At 40.9% G+C, this 20,136-nt stretch carries 14 protein-coding genes; 1 reads left to right on the top strand and 13 read right to left on the bottom strand.

Features of this window, described 5'->3' with window-relative positions; genetic code table 11:
• From glgP to ACESMA_RS16355, 7 genes are all read right to left on the bottom strand, one after another.
• Positions 1-2,039: alpha-glucan family phosphorylase (gene glgP / locus ACESMA_RS16385; RefSeq protein WP_372949934.1), on the bottom strand; the 2,039-nt coding region annotated here is incomplete at its 3' end.
• 121 nt (positions 2,040-2,160) lie between these two features.
• Positions 2,161-3,525, bottom strand: a complete 1,365-nt coding sequence (locus ACESMA_RS16380) for a glycoside hydrolase family 57 protein (RefSeq protein WP_372949933.1) — start codon at positions 3,523-3,525, stop codon at positions 2,161-2,163.
• Positions 3,518-4,807, bottom strand: coding sequence for a glycosyltransferase family 4 protein (locus ACESMA_RS16375; RefSeq protein WP_372949932.1), 1,290 nt, complete (start codon positions 4,805-4,807; stop codon positions 3,518-3,520). The genes ACESMA_RS16380 and ACESMA_RS16375 overlap by 8 nt, the downstream gene beginning before the upstream one ends.
• Before the next feature lie 14 nt (positions 4,808-4,821).
• Positions 4,822-6,765: an amylo-alpha-1,6-glucosidase gene (locus ACESMA_RS16370; protein WP_372949931.1), complete on the bottom strand. Its 1,944-nt coding sequence runs from the start codon at positions 6,763-6,765 to the stop codon at positions 4,822-4,824.
• A gap of 17 nt (positions 6,766-6,782) precedes the next feature.
• Positions 6,783-7,793: a GSCFA domain-containing protein gene (locus ACESMA_RS16365; protein ID WP_372949930.1), complete on the bottom strand. Its 1,011-nt coding sequence runs from the start codon at positions 7,791-7,793 to the stop codon at positions 6,783-6,785.
• A 2-nt stretch (positions 7,794-7,795) separates the two neighbouring features.
• Positions 7,796-9,814 carry an alpha amylase C-terminal domain-containing protein gene (locus ACESMA_RS16360; protein ID WP_372949929.1) on the bottom strand — a complete coding sequence of 673 codons (2,019 nt, stop codon included), beginning with the start codon at positions 9,812-9,814 and terminating at the stop codon, positions 7,796-7,798.
• A 26-nt stretch (positions 9,815-9,840) separates the two neighbouring features.
• Entirely contained in the window at positions 9,841-12,138 is a 2,298-nt protein-coding gene (locus ACESMA_RS16355) for a transglycosylase domain-containing protein (protein ID WP_372949928.1), read from the bottom strand.
• A 273-nt stretch (positions 12,139-12,411) separates the two neighbouring features.
• On the opposite strand from ACESMA_RS16355, the gene ACESMA_RS16350 reads away from it, so the two are divergent.
• Positions 12,412-13,644: a PLP-dependent transferase gene (locus tag ACESMA_RS16350; protein WP_372949927.1), complete on the top strand. Its 1,233-nt coding sequence runs from the start codon at positions 12,412-12,414 to the stop codon at positions 13,642-13,644.
• 60 nt (positions 13,645-13,704) lie between these two features.
• On the opposite strand, the gene ACESMA_RS16345 is transcribed toward ACESMA_RS16350, so the two are convergent.
• From ACESMA_RS16345 to rpsI, 6 genes are all read right to left on the bottom strand, one after another.
• Positions 13,705-16,200, bottom strand: a complete 2,496-nt coding sequence (locus tag ACESMA_RS16345) for a TonB-dependent receptor plug domain-containing protein (RefSeq protein ID WP_372949926.1) — start codon at positions 16,198-16,200, stop codon at positions 13,705-13,707.
• A 70-nt stretch (positions 16,201-16,270) separates the two neighbouring features.
• Positions 16,271-16,741, bottom strand: coding sequence for a YdeI/OmpD-associated family protein (locus tag ACESMA_RS16340; RefSeq protein ID WP_372949925.1), 471 nt, complete (start codon positions 16,739-16,741; stop codon positions 16,271-16,273).
• Positions 16,734-17,678 carry a tRNA epoxyqueuosine(34) reductase QueG gene (gene queG, locus ACESMA_RS16335; RefSeq protein ID WP_372949924.1) on the bottom strand — a complete coding sequence of 315 codons (945 nt, stop codon included), beginning with the start codon at positions 17,676-17,678 and terminating at the stop codon, positions 16,734-16,736. Before queG ends, ACESMA_RS16340 begins: the two co-directional genes overlap by 8 nt.
• A 249-nt stretch (positions 17,679-17,927) precedes the next feature.
• Positions 17,928-18,755 (bottom strand): translation elongation factor Ts, encoded by an 828-nt coding sequence (gene tsf, locus ACESMA_RS16330; protein ID WP_372949923.1) that lies wholly within the window; start codon positions 18,753-18,755, stop codon positions 17,928-17,930.
• 45 nt (positions 18,756-18,800) lie between these two features.
• Entirely contained in the window at positions 18,801-19,643 is an 843-nt protein-coding gene (gene rpsB, locus ACESMA_RS16325) for a 30S ribosomal protein S2 (protein ID WP_372949922.1), read from the bottom strand.
• Between the two features lie 99 nt (positions 19,644-19,742).
• On the bottom strand, positions 19,743-20,129 hold the full coding sequence (gene rpsI / locus ACESMA_RS16320) for a 30S ribosomal protein S9 (RefSeq protein WP_372949946.1): 387 nt from the start codon (positions 20,127-20,129) through the stop codon (positions 19,743-19,745).
• Positions 20,130-20,136: the final 7 nt, after the last annotated feature.

Raw genomic sequence — 20,136 nt, 5'->3', positions numbered from 1 at the left:
CCTTCCTTATTCCTTTCGTAGAAAGTGCTGATTACTTCATCTTCCAGAATATTGTAAATAGTTTCGGCATCCAGTTCGTCCTGAAAATCCTGAACATCGTATGTACGTTCGGCAGGCAGTGCCCAACCTGCATCTTTTTGGTAACCTTCAACCCACCATCCATCGAGAACGGAAAAGTGTAAAGTTCCGTTCATTACACCTTTCATTCCGCTGGTGCCTGAAGCTTCAAGCGGACGGGTAGGCGTGTTAAGCCAAACATCAACTCCCTGTAGCAGCATTTTGGCCAGGTTGATGTCGTAATTCTGTACAAAAAGAATTTTCCCTCTGAATTCAGGTCGTTTGGAAATTTCAACAATGTATTTAATCAAATCCTGGCCTGCCTTATCTGCAGGGTGAGCTTTTCCTGCAAAAATGAATTGTACAGGCCGCTGCGGATTGTTCACAATTTTAGACAACCTTTCCAGGTTTCTGAACAACAGATATCCTCTTTTATAGGTGGCAAACCTGCGGGCAAAGCCTATGGTCAGGGCATTGGGATTCAATTTTGCCATTACCTCAGTAATCAATTTGGGATTCTCGTTGCGTTTAATCCAGTTGTCTGAAAAACGCTCTTTAATGTACTTGATGAGATTTTTTCTCAAGGTATTTCTGAGGTTCCAGATTTGTTCTTCAGGCGCTTTGTAAATCCGGCTCCAAACATCAAAATCAAGTTGGTTTCTCGGGAATTCTTCCCCAAAATATTCTTTATGAATGCTTTTCCATTCTTTGGCCGTCCACGATGAATAATGAACCCCGTTGGTTACATAACCAATCTCAATTTCTTCTTCAAGGTATCCCTGAAAAAGTGATTTGAGAACTGTTTTACTCACATCGCCGTGAAGTTTGCTTACTCCATTTATGCCCTGTGAAAGATTTGTAGCCAGGTAGCTCATGTTGAAATGGTCTTCAAATGAATTGGCTTTTCCAAGTCTGAGAAAACTTTTCCATTCAAGGCCAAGTTTTTTGGAATAATCTTCCATGTAATATTTAAACATTTCGTCATGGAATGAATCGTGTCCGGCAGGTACCGGAGTGTGGGTGGTGAAAACTGTTGAGGCACGAACCACTTCTTTTGCTTCGAGTAAATTCAATCCATGGTTTTCCATGATATTTGAAAGCCGCTCGAGACCGATAAATGCTGCATGTCCTTCATTGCAGTGGTAAATTTCGGAATGGTATCCGAGTTTGTTTAGTGTTTTGATTCCTCCAATACCAAGCAGTATTTCCTGTTTCAGTCGGTTTTCGTTATCGCCGCCATACAAGTGGTGGGTGACAAACCGGTCCTGTTCCTGGTTTTCAGGAAGGTCGGCATCGAGCAAAAAGAGTTTTACCGAGCCAATATTAACCTGCCAAACACGGGCACTGAGTAATCTGCCTGGAAATTGAACTTCAATTTTCAGCCATTCACCTTTATCATCAAGTGCCGGCTGAACGGGTATTTTTGAAAAATTCTGGAATTCGTAATTCGCCATTTGTTCTCCATGGAGGTTCAGGGCTTGTTTGAAATATCCGTACCGATAGAGCAGCCCCACAGCAGTAAGATTTACCTTCATATCACTGGCTTCCTTCAGGTAGTCTCCGGCTAGCATGCCCAATCCTCCCGAATAAATTTTCAGTGAATCGTGCAATCCATATTCCATACTAAAGTATGCAACTTGCGGGCTACCAAGTTCTTTTCTTTCCTCCATGTAATTTTTAAACTGGGCATAAACCTCATTCATTTCAGAAATAAATTGCTGATCTTTCTCCAGTTCCTGAAAGCGTTTATAGCTTACTTCTTCCAGTAAAACTACAGGGTTGTTATCCAACTCTTCCCACAGGTTTTTATCGACGTAACTGAACAATTCGCTTGCCTTGGAATTCCAAACCCACCAAAGGTTTTTGGAGATTTCACGCAGGGGTTCAAGACTTTCCGGCAGGTGTGATTCAACTATAATTTTTTTCCAGACCGGTTGTCCGTTCTCCGGCCAGTTTATATTTTTTTTGTCTTCCGTTTTCATGTTTTTAACTAATTTTTTGTCCCTTGAAATTGTTGTGCAAAAATAAACTTTCTATTTACACTATCTTGATATTAAAGATTAATTTGTATTAAAAGGTATGGAAATAACATGCAGGAGATGCTTATGCCTTTTTCTTTCTGTCTGTTTGTTTTTTGCCAGACTTAATCTTGTTCATTCGTTGAAGTTCGGCTTCCATCTTTTTTATTTTTTTATCCTTTAATGCAATGAGTTTATGTAATTCTGCTACTTCCTGTTCCAGTTCATTTTCGGGAGTGATTGCGTTGAGTCTCATTTTAAAATCACTCAATACATTCATGTAATTTATGAATGCTTCATACGGGGAATCGAAAGGATTAACGTAACTGTGCGCTTCACCGCTGGAAAAGAATTTTGTTGACATGTAGTAAAAATGATCGCTTACCTGCAGGTAATTCCAGTCCTTTTTTAGTTCTGAATTTGTGCACAGGGCCATTCGCTGTCTAACGGCGTATAGCTTTTCAAATGCTTCTTTTTGCATTTCGTTGCCATGCCAGGCAGTAAGGTCGCGTTCTTCGTCGGCCCAAGAAATGGGGTGGGGAACGCTTACTACCGAAACGGGCTGAAGCTGTTCAATCATTTCAGACGGAGTGGAGAATTGCAGTGATTTTTCCTGTACTACCTGTTTTACCAAATGTTCCAGAAAACTGAAAATTCCGCTTTCTTTTGGCTGGCGTTCACCAAACGATTCGTAACTCAAAAACAGGTTCACCACTTCTTCTTTCTGGTCGAGTTTTTTCAGCCATCCAATAAATTTTTCAGCAGTTAACGGGTATTCCGACCAGTTGGTGTTTGAAAAACGAAATGAAATATCATCGCTAAGTTTAAAGTTGCGCATGAGCACTTTTAATCGCGGATTGAGCGCATTCACATACAAAAAATTAGGGCTTTTCCACCCGAGGATATGACGGGCACCTTCAGTGAGCATGCCTTTGTATCCCATTTGATAAATTTGTGCTCCAATTTCGTCAGAATAAATCATTTCCGTGTTTCTGAAAACCTTTGGTTTCTGGCCAAACAGATCAAAAATTTTCTGGTCGTGCAGTTTTACCTGTTCCTCAAAAATGACTTTGTCTTTTAACGATGCCAGTGAATGAGAATAGGTTTCAGAAAGGAATTCCACATATCCTGTTTTGGCAAGTTTGCGAAATGAATCGATTACCTCGGGGGCATAAAGTTCAAACTGCTCAAGTGCAACACCGGTAATGGAAAAGGCTACCTTGAATTCACCTTTGAAATTATTGAGTAGTTTCAAAAGAAGATTGTTGGTTGGCAGGTAGCTTATATCAGCAATTTTCCGCATGATGGTTTCATTGGCATAATCATCGTAGTAATAATGGTCGTTACCAATGTCGAAAAACCGGTACCTGCGGTGCCTGAACGGTTGGTGAACCTGAAAAAACAAACATATTGATTTCATTCCTTGTTCCATCTTGGTGTTGTTAAACATTCAACAAACTTTTATAAACATCCTGTACTTGCCTGGCTGAGTGGTGCCATTTGAGGCCACCAACTTCCTTTTTACCCGATTTTTTCAGGAACCCTGCAAGAGCAGGGTAGGTGATTAACCCGTAAATTGCATCGGCCATGGCGTAAGTATCCCAAAAGTCAATTTTTATGGCATGGTTTAATATTTCGGAAACGCCAGACTGGTTTGAAATAATAACGGGCACATCGGCTTGCATCGCCTCCAGCGGAACTATTCCAAAAGGTTCTGAAACAGAGGGCATAACAAACACATCTGTCATTTGAAACATCTGGTTAACATCATCGCCTTTTAAAAATCCCGTAAAATGAAACTTGTCGGCCATTCCCAGGTGGGCTACCCGTTCCACCATTTCGTTCAACTTGTCGCCGCTGCCTGCCATTACAAACCTTACATTATCTGTTTTTTTTAACACCAGGTGAGCGGCTTCAATAAAATATTCCGGTCCTTTTTGCAGGGTAATTCTTCCTAAAAAAGTTACCAGCTTTTCGTTCACACCTTTTTTTATATTCGATTTGTTTTCTTTTGAAATCGGTTCAACAGCATTGTAAACCGTAACAATTTTTTCGGGTGGAATGCTGTATTTTTCAATTACCATTTGCCTTGTGAAATTACTTACGGCAATAATTTTGTCAGCCATTTCCATTCCTTCACGTTCCATGGCGTAAACGGTTGGATTTACATTTCCGCCACTCCGGTCGAAGTCGGTAGCATGAACGTGGATAACCAAAGGTTTTCCTGATGCTTTCTTTGCAGCAATGCCGGCTGGATAAGCCAGCCAGTCGTGGGCATGGATCAGGTCAAACTTATTTCGGCGGGAAATGATTTCAGCTACTACTGCATAGTTTTTTATTTCTTCCATCAGGTTGTGGCTGTAACCGCCGCTAAAATCAATGGTTAAGCCTTCAGTGGTTTTAATAAACTTTACTTTTGCCGGAAGCGTCTGATTTTTTAATTGCCAGAATTCCTCTTCACTCACATAAGGAATTACCTCCGATTGCACTTCGAGGTAATCCATTTTAGTACCGGTTTCTTTAAACGTAAATTCCTTTTGTGAAACCGGAACTTTATTGGCTCCAATAAGTTGAATATCTGACTGGTCTTCGTCGCCAAACGCTTTAGGCACTACAAAAAGTACTTCCATGTTTTTTAACGATGCCAGTCCTTTGGTCAGCCCATAGCAAGCTGTCCCTAATCCCCCTGAAATATGGGGAGGAAACTCCCATCCAAACATTAATACTTTCATAGTCAATAGTATATTTATTTACAATTATGCATTTCGTTTAAAGCATGAACTATTCCAGCCACATTCCATGCCTGCGAAACTGCTCCTTTTGCCTTGTGAGGCGGATCTCCGTTGTACATTTCAGAGAGGGTCCCCACGCAGTGTTCGGTAACTGTTTCTTCAAATGTTTCCAGAATTTGTCTGATAAACGGCAAACCGCCCTTTCCGTGAATTTCGAGGTAAGCTTTTACAAAAAACTGCATCAGCCATGGCCACGCCGCTCCCATATGTATAGCAGCCTCCCGCTGATCGGGTCCGCCTTCAACCACACCTTTGTATCTCAAATGGTCTGGTGATAAAGTACGAAGTCCGCGGGAAGTTAACAGTCTTCTTTTAGTTTCACTAAGAATGAGTTTTTTCTGTTCTTTTGACAGGGGCGAATGATCCATTGCTGCAGCAATTACCATATTTGGCCTAACCGCCCAGTCGGGAATTCCATCCTTAACCACATCGGCAAGATGTTCGTGCCCTTGTTGCCAAAAAGTATTTAAAAACGCCTGGGCAATTTTTTTTGGCATTGCCTCCCATTTTTTTATAAATTTTAAATCATTTGAAATCTGCGCCATTTCAAGCGCGAAAACAATGGCATTGTACCACAATGCGTTTATTTCAACTGCAAACCCGGCACGCTGAACCACCGGTTTTCCATTGGCATAAGAATCCATCCAGGTGAGGGCAGTGCTTTCTTTTTCGGCATAAATTAATCCTTCTTTGTTGGTTTGAATAAATTCAGGTAATGATTTTCTGTATGCTTCCAGAATTTCCTTTACGGTATTGCTGTAATTCAGCCAAACTCCTCTTGGTGAGCGTTGAGTTTTTGCAAACTGCTGCACAGCCCAAATAAACCAAAGCGAGGCATCGGCTGAATTGTAAACCGGCTGCCGGCTGTGAATATTGTCAGGAAAAAGACCTTTTTTAAGGTATTTTTTATAGGTGCTGAGTACTTCGGTAAAAAGCAAATTTTTATCGGTAGCAAGCGCCAGTCCCGGGAGAGAAATAAACGTTTGGCGGGTGATGCTGTCGTACCATGGAAATCCGGCAACGATGCTGGTTTCGTTTTTATTTTTTAAAATAAACTGTTCACCTGCATGTTTCAATGAACTTAAAAAAGTGTAACGGCTGATGCGTTTTTTTTGCTCCCTGGTAAAACGTTGTTTTAATGAAACCGGGGCCGAAATTTCTGTTCCGGCAGCAAAAATTACTGATTCTCCGGGTTCTAAAGAAATTTCGAAATAACCCGGTACAAATAAATCTTCCAAATAATCGTATCCCCGGTGTAACTCCTTCATGTATTCTATGTTGTAATACCAATCTGGCACGGGCACAAATTCATTTTTTTTGCTGAATTGCATAAACAGTTCCGGGTATCCATCGTAAAGTCTGGTGCTGATTCCATTGGACACTGTTCGATATTTTGAGTTTACAAACAGATTGGCCTTGCTCAGGCTGTGCATGTTCCTGAAAGCCAGGAAAGGCTTAAAACGAAGAATCGTATTTTCTGTAGTCTCTTCAAGTGTGTATCGTATCAGCACCTGTTCTTTCTTTTCAACCAGTAACCTTTCCATGGTAAGTAAAGCATTGCCAATGCGATAGGTAATTTTTGGCAGGTAATCGTACTCAATATTCCGGATGTAAATGTGTCCTTTGGGTTCGTATGTGCCACCTTTGTACTGGTGAATTCCGAGCATAAATTCTTCTTCTCCCTGTATTATCGAAACGTCAAGAGATGAAAGTAAAACATGTTTTTCACCGCCGAAATTACTGATTGGGCAAACCAGTAATCCATGATATTTTCTTGTATTACAGCCGTTTAAAGTAGTGCTGATATAAGACCCGGCCCGGTTCGATCGCAATATCTCCCGATAAAGCGAATATTCCAGGTTTATTAATTGTTCCTTGTCAAATTTGAGGTAGCTCATTTTTTATTGTAATATTTTCATTCTTTTTTTAATTCATTTATCTGGTTGAAAAAGACTTCTTTTTCAAAGCCAAGATTAAGATACGGAAATTTCTCTTCAAGCCTTTGAGCCTTTTGTAAACTTTGTTTTAAAAAATGAAGGTGTTCTTTTGTAAACTTTTTAAATGGTCTATGGTTCACCGCCGAGATAATATTTTTTACTTTTTCTGAAATTTCTTTGCTCTTTTCATCAATTAAAGCCAGTTGAAATTTCTCCCAAATGTGGTTTACTGCCGAGGTGGAAAGATGAATCATATCTTCTTCGTAAAACCGGTAATCGCGCAGTTCGTCCATTACAATTTCGTAAGCCGGAAAATAGTTGCAGTTTTCTTCTCCAAAACCCCTGATTAACTGGTCGATGGCCAAAAGTAAAGTTGCCTTGCTGCGCTGGTTTTCAATGGCGCCGTCTTTCCAGTGCCTGATGGGGCTTACTGTAAAAACCACTTTAATTTGTGTATTGAATTTCCAGATTTCAGAGAGCAGTTGCCTGAATTCTTCCACAATTTCGCCGGGAGTTATCCGGAAACGGCGGAATTCTTTTTCGGGAATTTTGTGGCAGTTGGAAACCGTTTGACCGGTAAGTTTGTATTCGTAAACCCATGCCGTGCCAAATGTAATGAATAGAAAATCAGTATTTTTCAGGTATTCAGCAGAGCTTTCAATGCGGTTGTTAATGTTGGTCAGAGTTTCGTTTACATCAGGCGACGAAAACCGGCTGTGATGAAAAAAGCTGTGCCATAAGCCGTTGTGCTGAATTAAATCCTGTTCTGTAAATTTCTTATGCTGAAGGAGGAATCGCAATCCGTTCGCCACCGAAACCGGATTGTATAAAATTCCAAACGGATTAATATCCACCGGATATTTCAACATTTCCATTTTTTGGCCAATATTCTCGGTAAAACAGGAACCCATAAAAAGGTTACGTTTTTGGTAACCTGTTTTCCAGGCAAAATCAGGAATTTGTACTTCTGTCTGAAATTTCAAACCCATTTTTACTTCACTTTGGGAAAGTCAATTTTTTTGAAAACCAATGCAGTTCTCGCCGGTAGGTAAAGTTTCAGGTAATGCTGACTGGTTAATCCTCCGCTGGGCAACGTGTAATAAGGGATGTCTTCGTCCACGCGGTCGTGCCCGCCAAACCTGCCTGAGTCGGTATTCAAAATAACCTGATATTTCCCTGGCCCAAGCGGAATACCATAATCAGTAAACGATTGGGTGGGATTAAAATTGAAAACGAACAGAAATAATCCGCGATGGTAGGCCAGCACTTTATCGGGCTTATTTTCCATTACAAAATCAACCGGCGGAATCGTCAGCAGCTTATGTTCGCTGATGAAACGAATCATTTCTTTATCAAAATCATATAACCAGTGGTATTTTAATTCCGGATTTTCGGAGATGCTCCAAAGTCGCCGGCAATGTTTGTATGACCACCCATTTCCTTCGCGCGGAAAGTCGATCCATTCCGGATGGCCAAACTCGTTTCCCATAAAGTTAAGGTAAGCTCCTCCGGCAGTTGTTGCAGTAATCAGCCGAATCATTTTATGCAAGGCAATTCCCCTGTCAACTGTCAGGTTGGGCTGGTCTTTGCGCATGCTGTAATACATTTCCTTGTCAATGAGGCGGAAAATAATGGTTTTGTCTCCCACCAGTGCCTGGTCGTGCGATTCGGCATAACTCACTACTTTTTCATCCATTCTTTTTGAAGTGAGGTTATAAAAAATATCACCTACTTCCCAGTCGTCATCTTTTTTTTCTTTAATCAGTTTAATCCAGTAATCAGGTACTCCCATGGCCATCCGGTAATCGAATCCTATTCCTCCAAAATCCAATGGAACGGCCAACCCCGGCATACCGCTCACATCTTCTGCAATTGAAATGGAATGTTGTTTTATCTGTTTCATTAACTTATTGGCAAGAATAAGGTAAGTTGTAGCTTCTGTGTCCACATTCCCGTTAAAATAGTCGTTATAATTTGTAAAAGCCTTTTCCAGACCATGATCGAAATACAACATACTCGTAACTCCGTCGAACCGAAACCCGTCGAACCTGAATTCTTCGAGCCAGAATTTAATGTTGGAAAGTAGAAAATGAAGCACTTCGTTTTTTCCATAATTAAAGCAGTAAGAATCCCAGGCCGGATGTTCACCCTTTCCCCCTTCGTGAAAAAACTGGTAACGGGTACCGTCATATTTTCCAAGGCCTTCCACTTCGTTTTTTACGGCATGTGAATGCACAATATCCATAATTACGGCAAGCCCCATTCTATGCGCCTCATCAATAAGACATTTCAAATCATCGGGAGTTCCAAACCGCGACGACGGTGCAAAAAAGCTGGAAACGTGGTACCCAAAACTACCGTAGTAAGGGTGTTCGGGAATAGCCATCAGTTGCACTGTGTTGTAACCGTTGGCTTTAATACGGGGTAGCATGTTTTCCCTGAATTCGTTGTAGGTATGTACGCGGCCTTCTTCGCCCGACATGCCAATGTGTGCCTCGTAAATTAGAGGTGGCTCTGTTAATCCGTTAAAATTGGTGTTTTTCCATTCATAAGGATTTTCCGGACGCCAAACCTGTGCATTAAAAATATGAGTTTCAGGATCCTGAATAACATAATTTGCCCAGGCCGGAACCCTTTTGCCGTAATCCACTGCCCAATGCATGGAAAGCGCATAAAGGTCTCCATGCTTCAACTCTTCTTCTTTTAAGTTGAGTTCCCAAACTCCGTTTTCAAGAGATTCAAAAGCATATTGTTTTTGATTTTCCCAATTGTTAAACGACCCAATCAGGTAAATTTGAGCAGCATTTGGAGCCCACTCACGCATTACCCATCCGTTATCGGTTTTATGCAGCCCAAAATAGAGGTATCCGCTGGCAAAATCATGGAGAGATTTGTCTCCGGCGAGTTCTTTTTCTTTAATACGGGCTGCTTCAATCCGGCTAATAATTACATCTGTAAAGGGTTGCAGCCACATGTCGTCCTGAATCAGTTTCGGTACTTTTTTAGTCATGTTCTTTTTTTATAAAGATAGAGAAATTATTTTTTCTTTTTGAAAATACCTTTGATGGACCGCCACAATCCTTTTTTCTCCTCAACTTTTTCCGGTCGCTGAACTTCCCGCAACTTTTCTTCTTTACTTTTTCCTGCAAAAATCCTGTCGATTAGGTTGTCCGGCCTTTCAATTTCAAGAATGTCTTTGTAAGGTGGAATATTCAAATCGGCTAGTAGTTGTTCTTCAAGTTCAGGGAAATTGGCCAGTTGCAGTTTTTGGTACTGCGGGTCATTGTATAGTTTGTGGTAAAATTTGCCAACAACGGGCAATGCCATAAAAGAGCCTTGCCCGTAGGTGATAGTTCTGAAATGAACACCTGGGTCTTCTGAACCTACCCAGCAGCCGGTTACCAAATTGGGAGTCAGGCCTACAAACCAGCCATCAGAATGGTTTTGGGTGGTGCCTGTTTTTCCGGCAAAGTCACTGTAAATTCTGTATGAAGTTCGAATTTTAGTTCCGGTTCCTTCGTTAATTGCAGTTTCCATCATATGGGTAATTAAACGGCAATTTATTTCGTTCAACCTTGTTTTTTGGGCTGCTGGGCGTTCAAATTCTGCCAGCAAATTTCCATCGTTATCCGAAATTGATTTGAGATAATATGGTTCGGTCCGGATTCCTCCGTTGAGCATGGTGGCATAAGCAAAAAGTAGATCTTTTAAACTCATTGACGCCACTCCCAGTGCCAAAGAGGGCACTTTGGGCAAATCGGCTTCAATGCCCAGTTCCCTGGCCGTAGAAATTACATTTTCAATTCCGGTTTGTATAATTACTTCTGCAGCTACGGTATTTACCGACTGCGATAAGGCCCCTTCCATGGAATAATATCCGTTGTGATTTCCATCGGAATTGGAAGGCGACCAGTTGTCGTATTCTTCGTAAACTTGTTGTTCTGCCGGGTAGTAATCGAAAGGACTCAGGCCGTTTTCAAGTGCCGAGAGGTAAACAAACGGTTTGAACGTAGAACCTACCTGCCTTTCAGATATCACGTGGTCGTATTTAAAAAAGCGGAAATCAATTCCACCCACCCAGGCTTTCAAATCACCGGTATTTGGTTCGAATGCCAGGAAGCCGGTATTTAAAAGACGCAGATAATGTTTTACCGAATCGAGCGGTGTGGTTTCCACCTGTTGCAGTCCTTCCCAGGTAAATAACGAAGTGGTTATTTTTTTCTGAAAGGCTTCTGTAATCTGTTCCTGCGAAAACCCGGCTTTTAACATGTTTTTATACCTGTCGGTGCGTTGAACGGCCCTTTGCAGAATGGAGTTGTTTCCTCTCCAGGGCTCGGCATTTTCCCAGTGTTTGTCGAAAACTTCCTGTAAGGTTTTCATGTGTTCATTAACCGATTGCCGCGCATAAACCTGGTAATCGGCATTTAGTGTGGTTTCAATGCGCAATCCATCGGTGTAAAGATTCCAGGGTTCGCCGTTTGGTTTGGTGTTGGCAGCACACCACTCCAGCAGTTCGGGTTTCAGCATTTCCAGAAAATAAGGCGCCGGCCCCTCGTTAAATGAAATGCGGGTGTATTTTACTTCAAGCGGTTTTTCTTTGTAGGTTTCGCCTTCTTCTTCACTGAGAAAGCCGTTGGTAACCATTAGGGAAATAACCAGATTTCGCCGCTCTTTCGAGCGTTCCGGATTTAGACGCGGATTATAGGTATTGTTGGCTTTTAGCATTCCCACCAAAACAGCGGCTTCATCTATATTTAAATCTTGTGGTTTTTTACTGAAATATCGTTCAGAAGCCACTTCAATCCCGAAAATATTTTCACCAAATGGCACAGTATTCAGGTAAAGTGTAAGGATTTCTTCTTTGGAATAAATGCGTTCCAGCCGGTAGGCAATAATAGCTTCCCGCAGTTTATTAACCGGCATGGAAAGTATTCCCACATCGTTTCGGGGGAAAAGATTTTTGGCAATTTGCTGACTCAGGGTACTTCCACCGCCTGCGCTTCTGTCGCCCAGTAAAATAGTTTTGAAAAGCACCCTCAGCAGGGCAATTTCATCAATGCCCCGGTGTTCGTAAAACCGGGCGTCTTCGGTTGCAATTAGTGCCTGAATTACGTTGGTTGAAATTTCATCGAACCGAACGTTGCTCCGGTTTTCAGTGTAATACCGGCCCAGCAGTTTGCCGTCTTCAGAAAAAACTTCCGATGCTTGCGGGTTTTTGATTTCAATGAGCTGCGCTGAAGTTGGCACATGCCCGGTGTACCCGAAAAATACGGCCATAAAAAACACAGCAAATGCCAGAATTCCAAGCGCAACCAACAAAAGCAGGTAAAGCATAATTTTTTTTCCAAAACTTTTTTTATGCCTTTTTTTGCTGTTTTTGCTGGTCTTCTTTTTTCTGGTATTATTATTTTTCGGATTCTTTACTACCATTCATTTGAATTTTGATACAAATAAACAAATAAAACGTTTCAGAACTTGTTTATTATTTCTTATATGTATAAACTTTTTTGAATTTATCTGGTTCATATTCAGGCAATCAATTCTTAGATTTGTAATTTATTACATTCTGATTTAGTATTCCGTTAATATTAAAGTTAAAATATTTCAATGAAGAAACCAGGATTTACCACACTTTCTCTGAACGTTCCATATTCAAAAACAGACCCACATAAAAGTTTGCAAATGCCGTTATATGAGGCGGTTGCATTTGAATTTGATTCGGCGGAACAAATTGAAGCCAATTTCAGGGGTGAATATGTTGCGCATGTTTATTCCCGTTCATCGAGCCCAACAGTGGAATATTTCGAACTTAAACTGAAAGCATTAACCCAAAGTCATGGGGTTTTAGCGGTTAGTTCAGGAATGGCTGCTATTTCAAACACCATTCTGGCGGTTACAAAAGCCGGTGAGAACATCATTTCGGGACACCAGCTTTTTGGTCATACCTGGGCACTTTTTAACCAAACTCTGGTTGAGTTCGGTTTGGAAACCCGCTTTTCGGAATTGAAGCGACCCCGGGAAATTGAAAAACTGATTGATGAAAAAACCCGGGCCATTTATTTTGAAACAGTTACCAACCCGCAACTTGAAATTGCCGATATAGAAATGCTGGCTGAAATTGCCCGGAAACACAATCTGCTGCTTATTGCCGACAGCACCCTCACGCCGCCAAACGTTTTTCGTGCTGCAAAATTTGGGGTGAACCTTGAAGTGATTTCTGCCACGAAATACATCTCTGGTGGAGCTACTTCATTTGGTGGCACCATTATCGACCATGGAAATTTCGACTGGAAATTAAATCCCAATTTTTCGAAATACAATGAAAAGTTTGGTGCAAATGCTTTTATTGCCAAACTGCGTAAAAACATTTACCGGAATACTGGTGGAAGCATGACTCCGCAAACAGCCAAATTTATGATTCAGGGACTGGACATCCTGGAACTTCGGGTGGAAAAATGTTACAAAAACTGCATGGCACTGGGAAATTTTCTGAAATCAAACCCAAAAGTAAAGGAGCTGCGTTACCCTGGATTGAAAGAAGATAATGGTTACCCATTAGCGGTAAAATATTTTTGCGGAGTTCCGGGAACCATTATGAGTTTCGATTTGGAATCGAAAGCTGCCTGTTTTCAGTTTATGAACAGGTTGAAAATCATCCGCAGGGCAACAAATCTGAATGACAACAAAACGTTGATAATACATCCACACTCCACTATTTATGCCGAGTTTTCTGAAGGAGAACGCCGGGAAGCCGGAATCCGCGATACGATGATGCGCCTTTCGGTGGGTATTGAAAATGTAGAGGATTTGATTGCTGATTTGGATCAGGCGCTTGCCTGAGAATTAACAATATCTTTTTAAATAATGAACAGAAAGTTTCAGGCAGTTATTTGCAACTGTTTAATTAGCTGTTGCATCAACCACTTCAAATTCAGTACTTCCAATACAAATTTTACCTGATTCACTTATCCCTTCCACAATTACTTTGTATTTTCCGGTTTGGTCTGAGATAAAAAATGAATGTTCTGAGTTTCCGTTTTGTAAAACAATTTCCGACTCCCAAAAAAGTGTGGTTCTAAAATCTGGTTTTTCGGTTTGTTCAATCTCGGGAGTATATTTTGGGGTATAAAATTTTTTGGATGAAGCATATCCTGCAATTTTTTGTTCGAGGACTCCTTTGGCCAATGGAGAACCAACCGTTGTTTTTCCTTTGCGGGTATAAATTGCAATAACTCCGTTGGCGCCTTCAGTTCCAAAAATAGCAAGGTTTTGGGGCGATTTTAAAATTTCTACTTTTTCAATGTCGCCAAGTGGTATTGCTTGAATTTTTTCAATTGCTGAAGTATTTTCTGTTTTTAATTCTTCTCCTGTATTTTGGCCAACTTCTTCGGGTAAACTTGTAAAACTAACTGTTGCCAGCGGAACGCCATCAACCAGGAATAGGGGTGCTGAGTTTCCGCCTGTATTGCTTGATCCCCTGATAATCACATTATTGTCGTAAATGTCGAGTCCGGCAACTTTTCCGGTCAAATAATCGAGAATATTACCCGACATGGTTTCTGATTCAGGAATTTCAATCACCTGATCGGCTTTGTCGTATATTCTGAAATGGCCATCTGCCAAAACGTTGTTGTTAATATCAGCTTGAGAATCAGAACCTAAAGCTTGTTGTTTTCTGAGGTAGTTTGTTAAGGAATTCTGCTGATTGTACTTTTGTACATCCAGTTCTTTCGGAATGGTCATTTCTGCTTTTAGCGATTTCTGTTTTTCAGAATGTGCCGGCAGGTTAAATGATGAAATTAATTGAATGGCAGTATTTTGTTTTCCTCGTTCGTTTTTAGCCTGAACAATGATATTGGCCGTATCGTTGAATAACAACCCTGAAAAAGTGAAACGTCCTTCTGAATCAGTGTTTTGGGTAAGAAATGCCATTTCCCTGTCTTTTTCTAAAATCAGCGTGATTTCCCCGTTTTTTAAAGGTTGGCCGGTTGCGACTTCGCTAGCCATTCCGTGTAATTCCAATCCGGCTTTCTGTTTGTGAATTAGAGGCTCGGTAGCTTCCGGTGCATGATTCCAGAAATAACTTGTCCAGCCATTTGTAAGCATGAGCAAGCGCTGTTTGGTGGTTGCGCTCATTTCGTTATCGGTGAAAAAATCGGCTGGTGTTTCAATAAAACCATTCAATTCTGATTCGATGAACAGAGTGGACAAAATATTTTGAGATACACCGCTTTCAGGAAAAGCTGCTTCGTGAACCACGGCAACAGAAAGATTGGAAACTTCCTGCTTGATTTCATTTTCTGAGATATTCAGGTTTACCTCGGAACGTGGTGCAATAATGTTTTTATTAACCTTAGTTTCAAGGTTTTTTAAATTAAAATTATCTGAAAATAATAGTCGTTCCGAAATGGGTTTCAGGTTTTTATCGAGTAAAACCAACTGGTTGATGCCACCATTCAGAATACTGCTTTTAAATTTCAGTAAATGATTTTCACCTTCCATTTTAAACGACTGGTAAAAAACTGTTTGCCCCCGGTGCATATTTACCAGATAAAAAGGTTCACCCGAGAATTTTTCCGAATTTCCCGTAACATTGACTAACAACTCCCGGCTGGTTTGATTAACAAGTTGGATTTTAACACCTTCGGAAACAATCAGTGAATCGAACCGGAAGTGAAAATTGGGAAATCCGTTTATTGTTGCGTAATAAGATTTTCCAGCTTCGGGTGTCATAAAAAATAATCCCATTCCTTTGTAATCAGTATTGAAAGAAGCCACTTCGCTACCAGTTTCATCTTTAACAGAACCAGTTGCATCAATTCCAAATCCGTTTTTGTCTATCGCTTTAAATGCAACAAGGTTAGAAATTCCTTCCAGCATCATTCCTCCCTCAGGCAAAAAAGAAACATCTGCTACCATACGGTTATTTGCCCTTGTTTGCTGTCTGCTTTCAATGGCTCGCAAAGAAAGTGCAGGCTTTGAAATACTGAGGTTTTTGCTAAAAAATGCTTCGGAACCAAAATTCAGTAAATAATCGGTAAACGCCTGAAGGAGATAATTTCCCGGTTTTAAGGTGTCAGGTAAAATTATTTGGGAGGAAACCACTCCGTTTACACTTAAAATTGTTTGCTCGATGGTTGATCTTCCGTTTTCGTTTAACAGGTGAAGGTAAATATTTTCGGCTCCGGGAATCAGACGTCCGGAACGACTGTCGGTAAGGTACGATTTTAGCCAGACTGTTTCTCCGGTAAAATAATATTCCCTATCGGTATGCAGGTAAATTTTTTCTGCCGGAACTTTTTCGTTTTTTTCAATCCACGTTTCAATATCCTGTGCATTTAAAGTGGGGTTGAAAATGAGGATTAAAATCAGGAATGAAATTATTTTTGATATCATGGCTTTCAGATATTTGAACCGTTCGAAAAAACTAAATTAAGGAACAATTACGGTAATATGACAATTTTATTCATGTTTTCCCTGAATCCCGATCGCGTAATATTTCAAAAAGCCGGTTTATCCGCTGAACTTTTGTTTCTTCCGATTTTGGCTCTTCAATAAATTCCACCCAGAATTTTTTTGCAGAGTGGGGTAGTTTTTTAAAGGAAATCATCATTTCAGGTTCATTTTCCAGTAACCAATTTAAATATTCAGGGATTTCGATGGTTGGCAGGTTTTCATCTTTCTCAATGCAAATGGAAACCGTGTCTCCTTCCTCTTTGCCAATGGCATTGCGAATTTCTTTTTTGATGTGCAGCCAGTGTGTGCCGTTTCCATGAGGTAACAAATTCATGTGGTACATTTTTCCATCAAAAGTTGCTTTTACACGAATGGCCTTTCGGGTACCAAAAATTTTAGCACTTTCAAACGGAAATTCTGCAAATACGCCCAATTGCGGACCTTTGATAAGAATGGTTTCATATTCGTATTTTTCAGCCATTGGTTTTAGATTCAACAAATGCTAAATTTCTTTTTATCCCCTTAAAACCAGCTCTTTTAACAGCCGAATTTTTAAAAAGTTCGTTAAAAAGCGGCCTTTCCATATTGTGCCAGCCGGTTTTTGAAAGTTGCATTATTTTTGGGTGAGGTTGAAAACTTTTTTCGCTATGTGGTGACGATTTCAGGTTCCAGGGGCAAACATCCTGACAAATATCGCAACCGAAAATTCGGTTTTCAAACTGCCCTTTCAGATTTTCGTCCAAATCGCCTTTTAATTCGATAGTTTGGTACGAAATACATTTGCGTGCATCCACCATCTTGTTGGCTACAATCGCATTGGTAGGACAGGCATCAATACAACGGGTGCATGAACCGCAGTGGTCGGCAACTTGTTTGGGATTGTCGTAAGGCAGTTCAACATCAAGAATGAGTTCACCAATAAAAAAGAAACTACCGTGGTGTACCGAAATCAGATTGCTGTTTTTTCCTACCCAACCCAGTCCGGCACGACGGGCCCAGGCACGCTCAAGCACCGGCGCCGAATCCACAAATGGACGGGCATTGAACGGAGCAACCTTTTCCTGAATAAAAGCCAGCAGTTTTTTCAGTTTGTCTTTCATTACAAAATGGTAGTCGGTACCATAAGCATATTTTGAAAGTACCGGTGCATCGGGATCTTTTTGTGATTCTTTTGGGAAATAGTTCTGGAGGACAACAATCACTGTTTTGGCATGTTCAAAAAGCAATTCAGGGTTGAGCCGTTTTTCAACATTGCGGGCCATGTAACCCATTTCACCATGCATGTCGGTATCCAGCCACGATTTGAAATGCTTCTCCTCTTCTTCCAGAAAACCTGCAGGAACGATGGCGCAATCCAGAAACCCCAACTCTTTTGCCCTTGACTTTATATTTTCTGATATGTTACCTGAGTTTTGCATTTAGTTCACTTTATCCCTGTAATGTTGGAATCCAAATTTTGCATATTTTATTTCCTCCAAATTTGAATTACTGAATATACACACTCTTTTTCGTTCTTTAAAACATATCTCACTGTTTAGTAATTTATTTGCAGTTCGAATGATTGACATTCAGTATAAACAAAAAAAAGCTACCCGTTTCCGAATAGCTTTTTTAATCTGAAGTGGCGATAAAAATTCGCCTGTTCAGTTTAATTATATAAAAGTTAATTACGCATCAAGCCCGAAGCGCTCGAAACCGGTAACTTTTAAATCTTTGTCGTACTGTGCCAGATAATCTTTTACGGAAATTTTCCCGTCCTTAATAAAAGCCTGGTTCAGCAGGGTTACTTCTTTGTACCATTTCTGAAGCGCACCTTGAGCAATTTTATCGAGCATAGCTTCAGGTTTGCCTTCCTGGCGAAATTTTTCTTTGGCAATCTCCAATTCCTTATTAATAACTTCCTGAGGAATGGAATCGGTATCAACCGAAACCGGTGACATAGCAGCTACCTGCATGGCAATATCTTTGGCAACTTGTTCATCAACTCCGGCTTTACTAAATCCAACCAAAGTGGCCAGTTTATTTCCGGGGTGAATGTAACTTACCACTGTTTCTGCTTCAATCTTTCCAAAATAAGAAAGATCGAGTTTTTCTCCAATAACGCCGGTTTGCTCGGTTACCTGAGCTTCAACGGATCTGCTGTCAAGTTCCAGAGCTTTCAAAGCATCCAGGGTTTCGGGTTTTTGTGTCAATGCCACATTCAGAATGTTATCGGCGAAAGCCACAAAATTTTCGTTTTTAGCTACAAAGTCAGTTTCGCAGTTTAATACGACCAGCGCACCAAACTTTTTATCTTCAGTTGTTTTTGCCAGAACTGCACCTTCGGTTGCGTCCCTGTCGGCACGTTTGCTGGCCACTAATTTTCCTTTTTCGCGGATGATTTCGAGGGCTCTGTCGAAATTACCATCAGCATCGGCCAGGGCATTTTTGCAGTCCATCATCCCCGCACCGGTTACTTTTCTTAGTTTTACTACGTCGGCTGTTGTAAAAGACATAAAACTTGTTTTTAATATGATTTTAAAATACAGATAGCTAAATCGCTATTCTTCTTCATCTCCTGAATCTTCATCGTCAACAACATCTTCGTCGTCTTCAACTTTTTCATCTTCAACCGGTTTTGGCTCAGGAGCTTTATCCTTTCTCACTTTTCTGCGGCTTTTTTTCCGTGGCGCTTCCTCGTCGTCTTTCTTTTCGGCTTTTCTTTCGTTCAGCCCTTCACGAACGGATTCCACCATCGCACCAACAATTAGTTTGATGGATTGTGAGGCATCGTCGTTGGCCGGTATTACAAAGTCAATTCCTTCCGGATTCGAGTTGGTATCCACAATGGCAAAAACGGGTATTCCCAAACGATGAGCTTCGCGAACGGCAATCTTTTCTTTCATCACATCAACGATGAACAAGGCTGCAGGCAACCTGGTAAGGTCGGCAATACTTCCCAGAATTTTCTCCAGTTTAGCTCTTTGGCGGCCAATCTGAAGCTTTTCCCTTTTCGACAGGTTATCCCAGCTTGGGTCTTTTGCCAGTTTGTCGATAGACATCATTTTTTTTACGGCTTTCCTAATGGTAGGAAAGTTGGTGAGCATACCGCCGGGCCAGCGTTCAGTAACGTAAGGCATTCCAACGCTTTTCACCTGTTCGGCAACCAGTTCTTTTGCCTGCTTTTTGGTAGCAACAAACAAAACTTTGCGGCCCGATTTGGCAATCTGCTTCATGGCAGCCGCCGCTTCATCGATTTTTACAATTGTTTTTTGCAGATCGATGATGTGGATTCCGTTTTTTTCCATGAAGATATAAGGCTCCATGTTCGGATTCCACTTTCTTTTGAGGTGGCCAAAATGGGCACCTGCATCCAATAATTCCTGAAATGATACTTTTGGCATCTGTTTACTTTTTTATGATTCTAAAAGCAACCGTTGAGTAGTCCTGATTCATCGGGAGTCTCAACCGTTTTAGATCCATATAGTTTGACAATAAAAATATTAACGTTTTGAGAATTGGAACCGTTTTCTTGCTTTTGGCTGACCAGGTTTTTTGCGTTCCACTTCGCGTGGGTCGCGGGTAACAAATCCAGCAGCTTTCAGCTCTTTTCTCGATTCCGGGTCGATTTGCATCAATGCACGTGTAATAGCCAGGCGCAATGCTTCTGCCTGTCCTTTAATACCACCGCCATCCAAATTTACTTTGATGTCATATTTTTCGACTGCCTCAACCAGATTCAATGGTTGGGTAACAATGTACTGCAGGGTAGTGGTCGGAAAATACTCTTTAAACTCGCGTTTATTAATGGTAATGTTTCCTTTGCCTTCGTTCACGTAAATACGTGCAACTGCTGATTTTCTACGGCCTATTGTATTAACTACTTCCATTTTTCTT

Source organism: Mariniphaga sp., assembly GCF_041687215.1.
Classification (GTDB): Bacteria; Bacteroidota; Bacteroidia; order Bacteroidales; family Prolixibacteraceae; genus Mariniphaga.
This window is presented reverse-complemented; position numbering and strand designations above follow the sequence as displayed.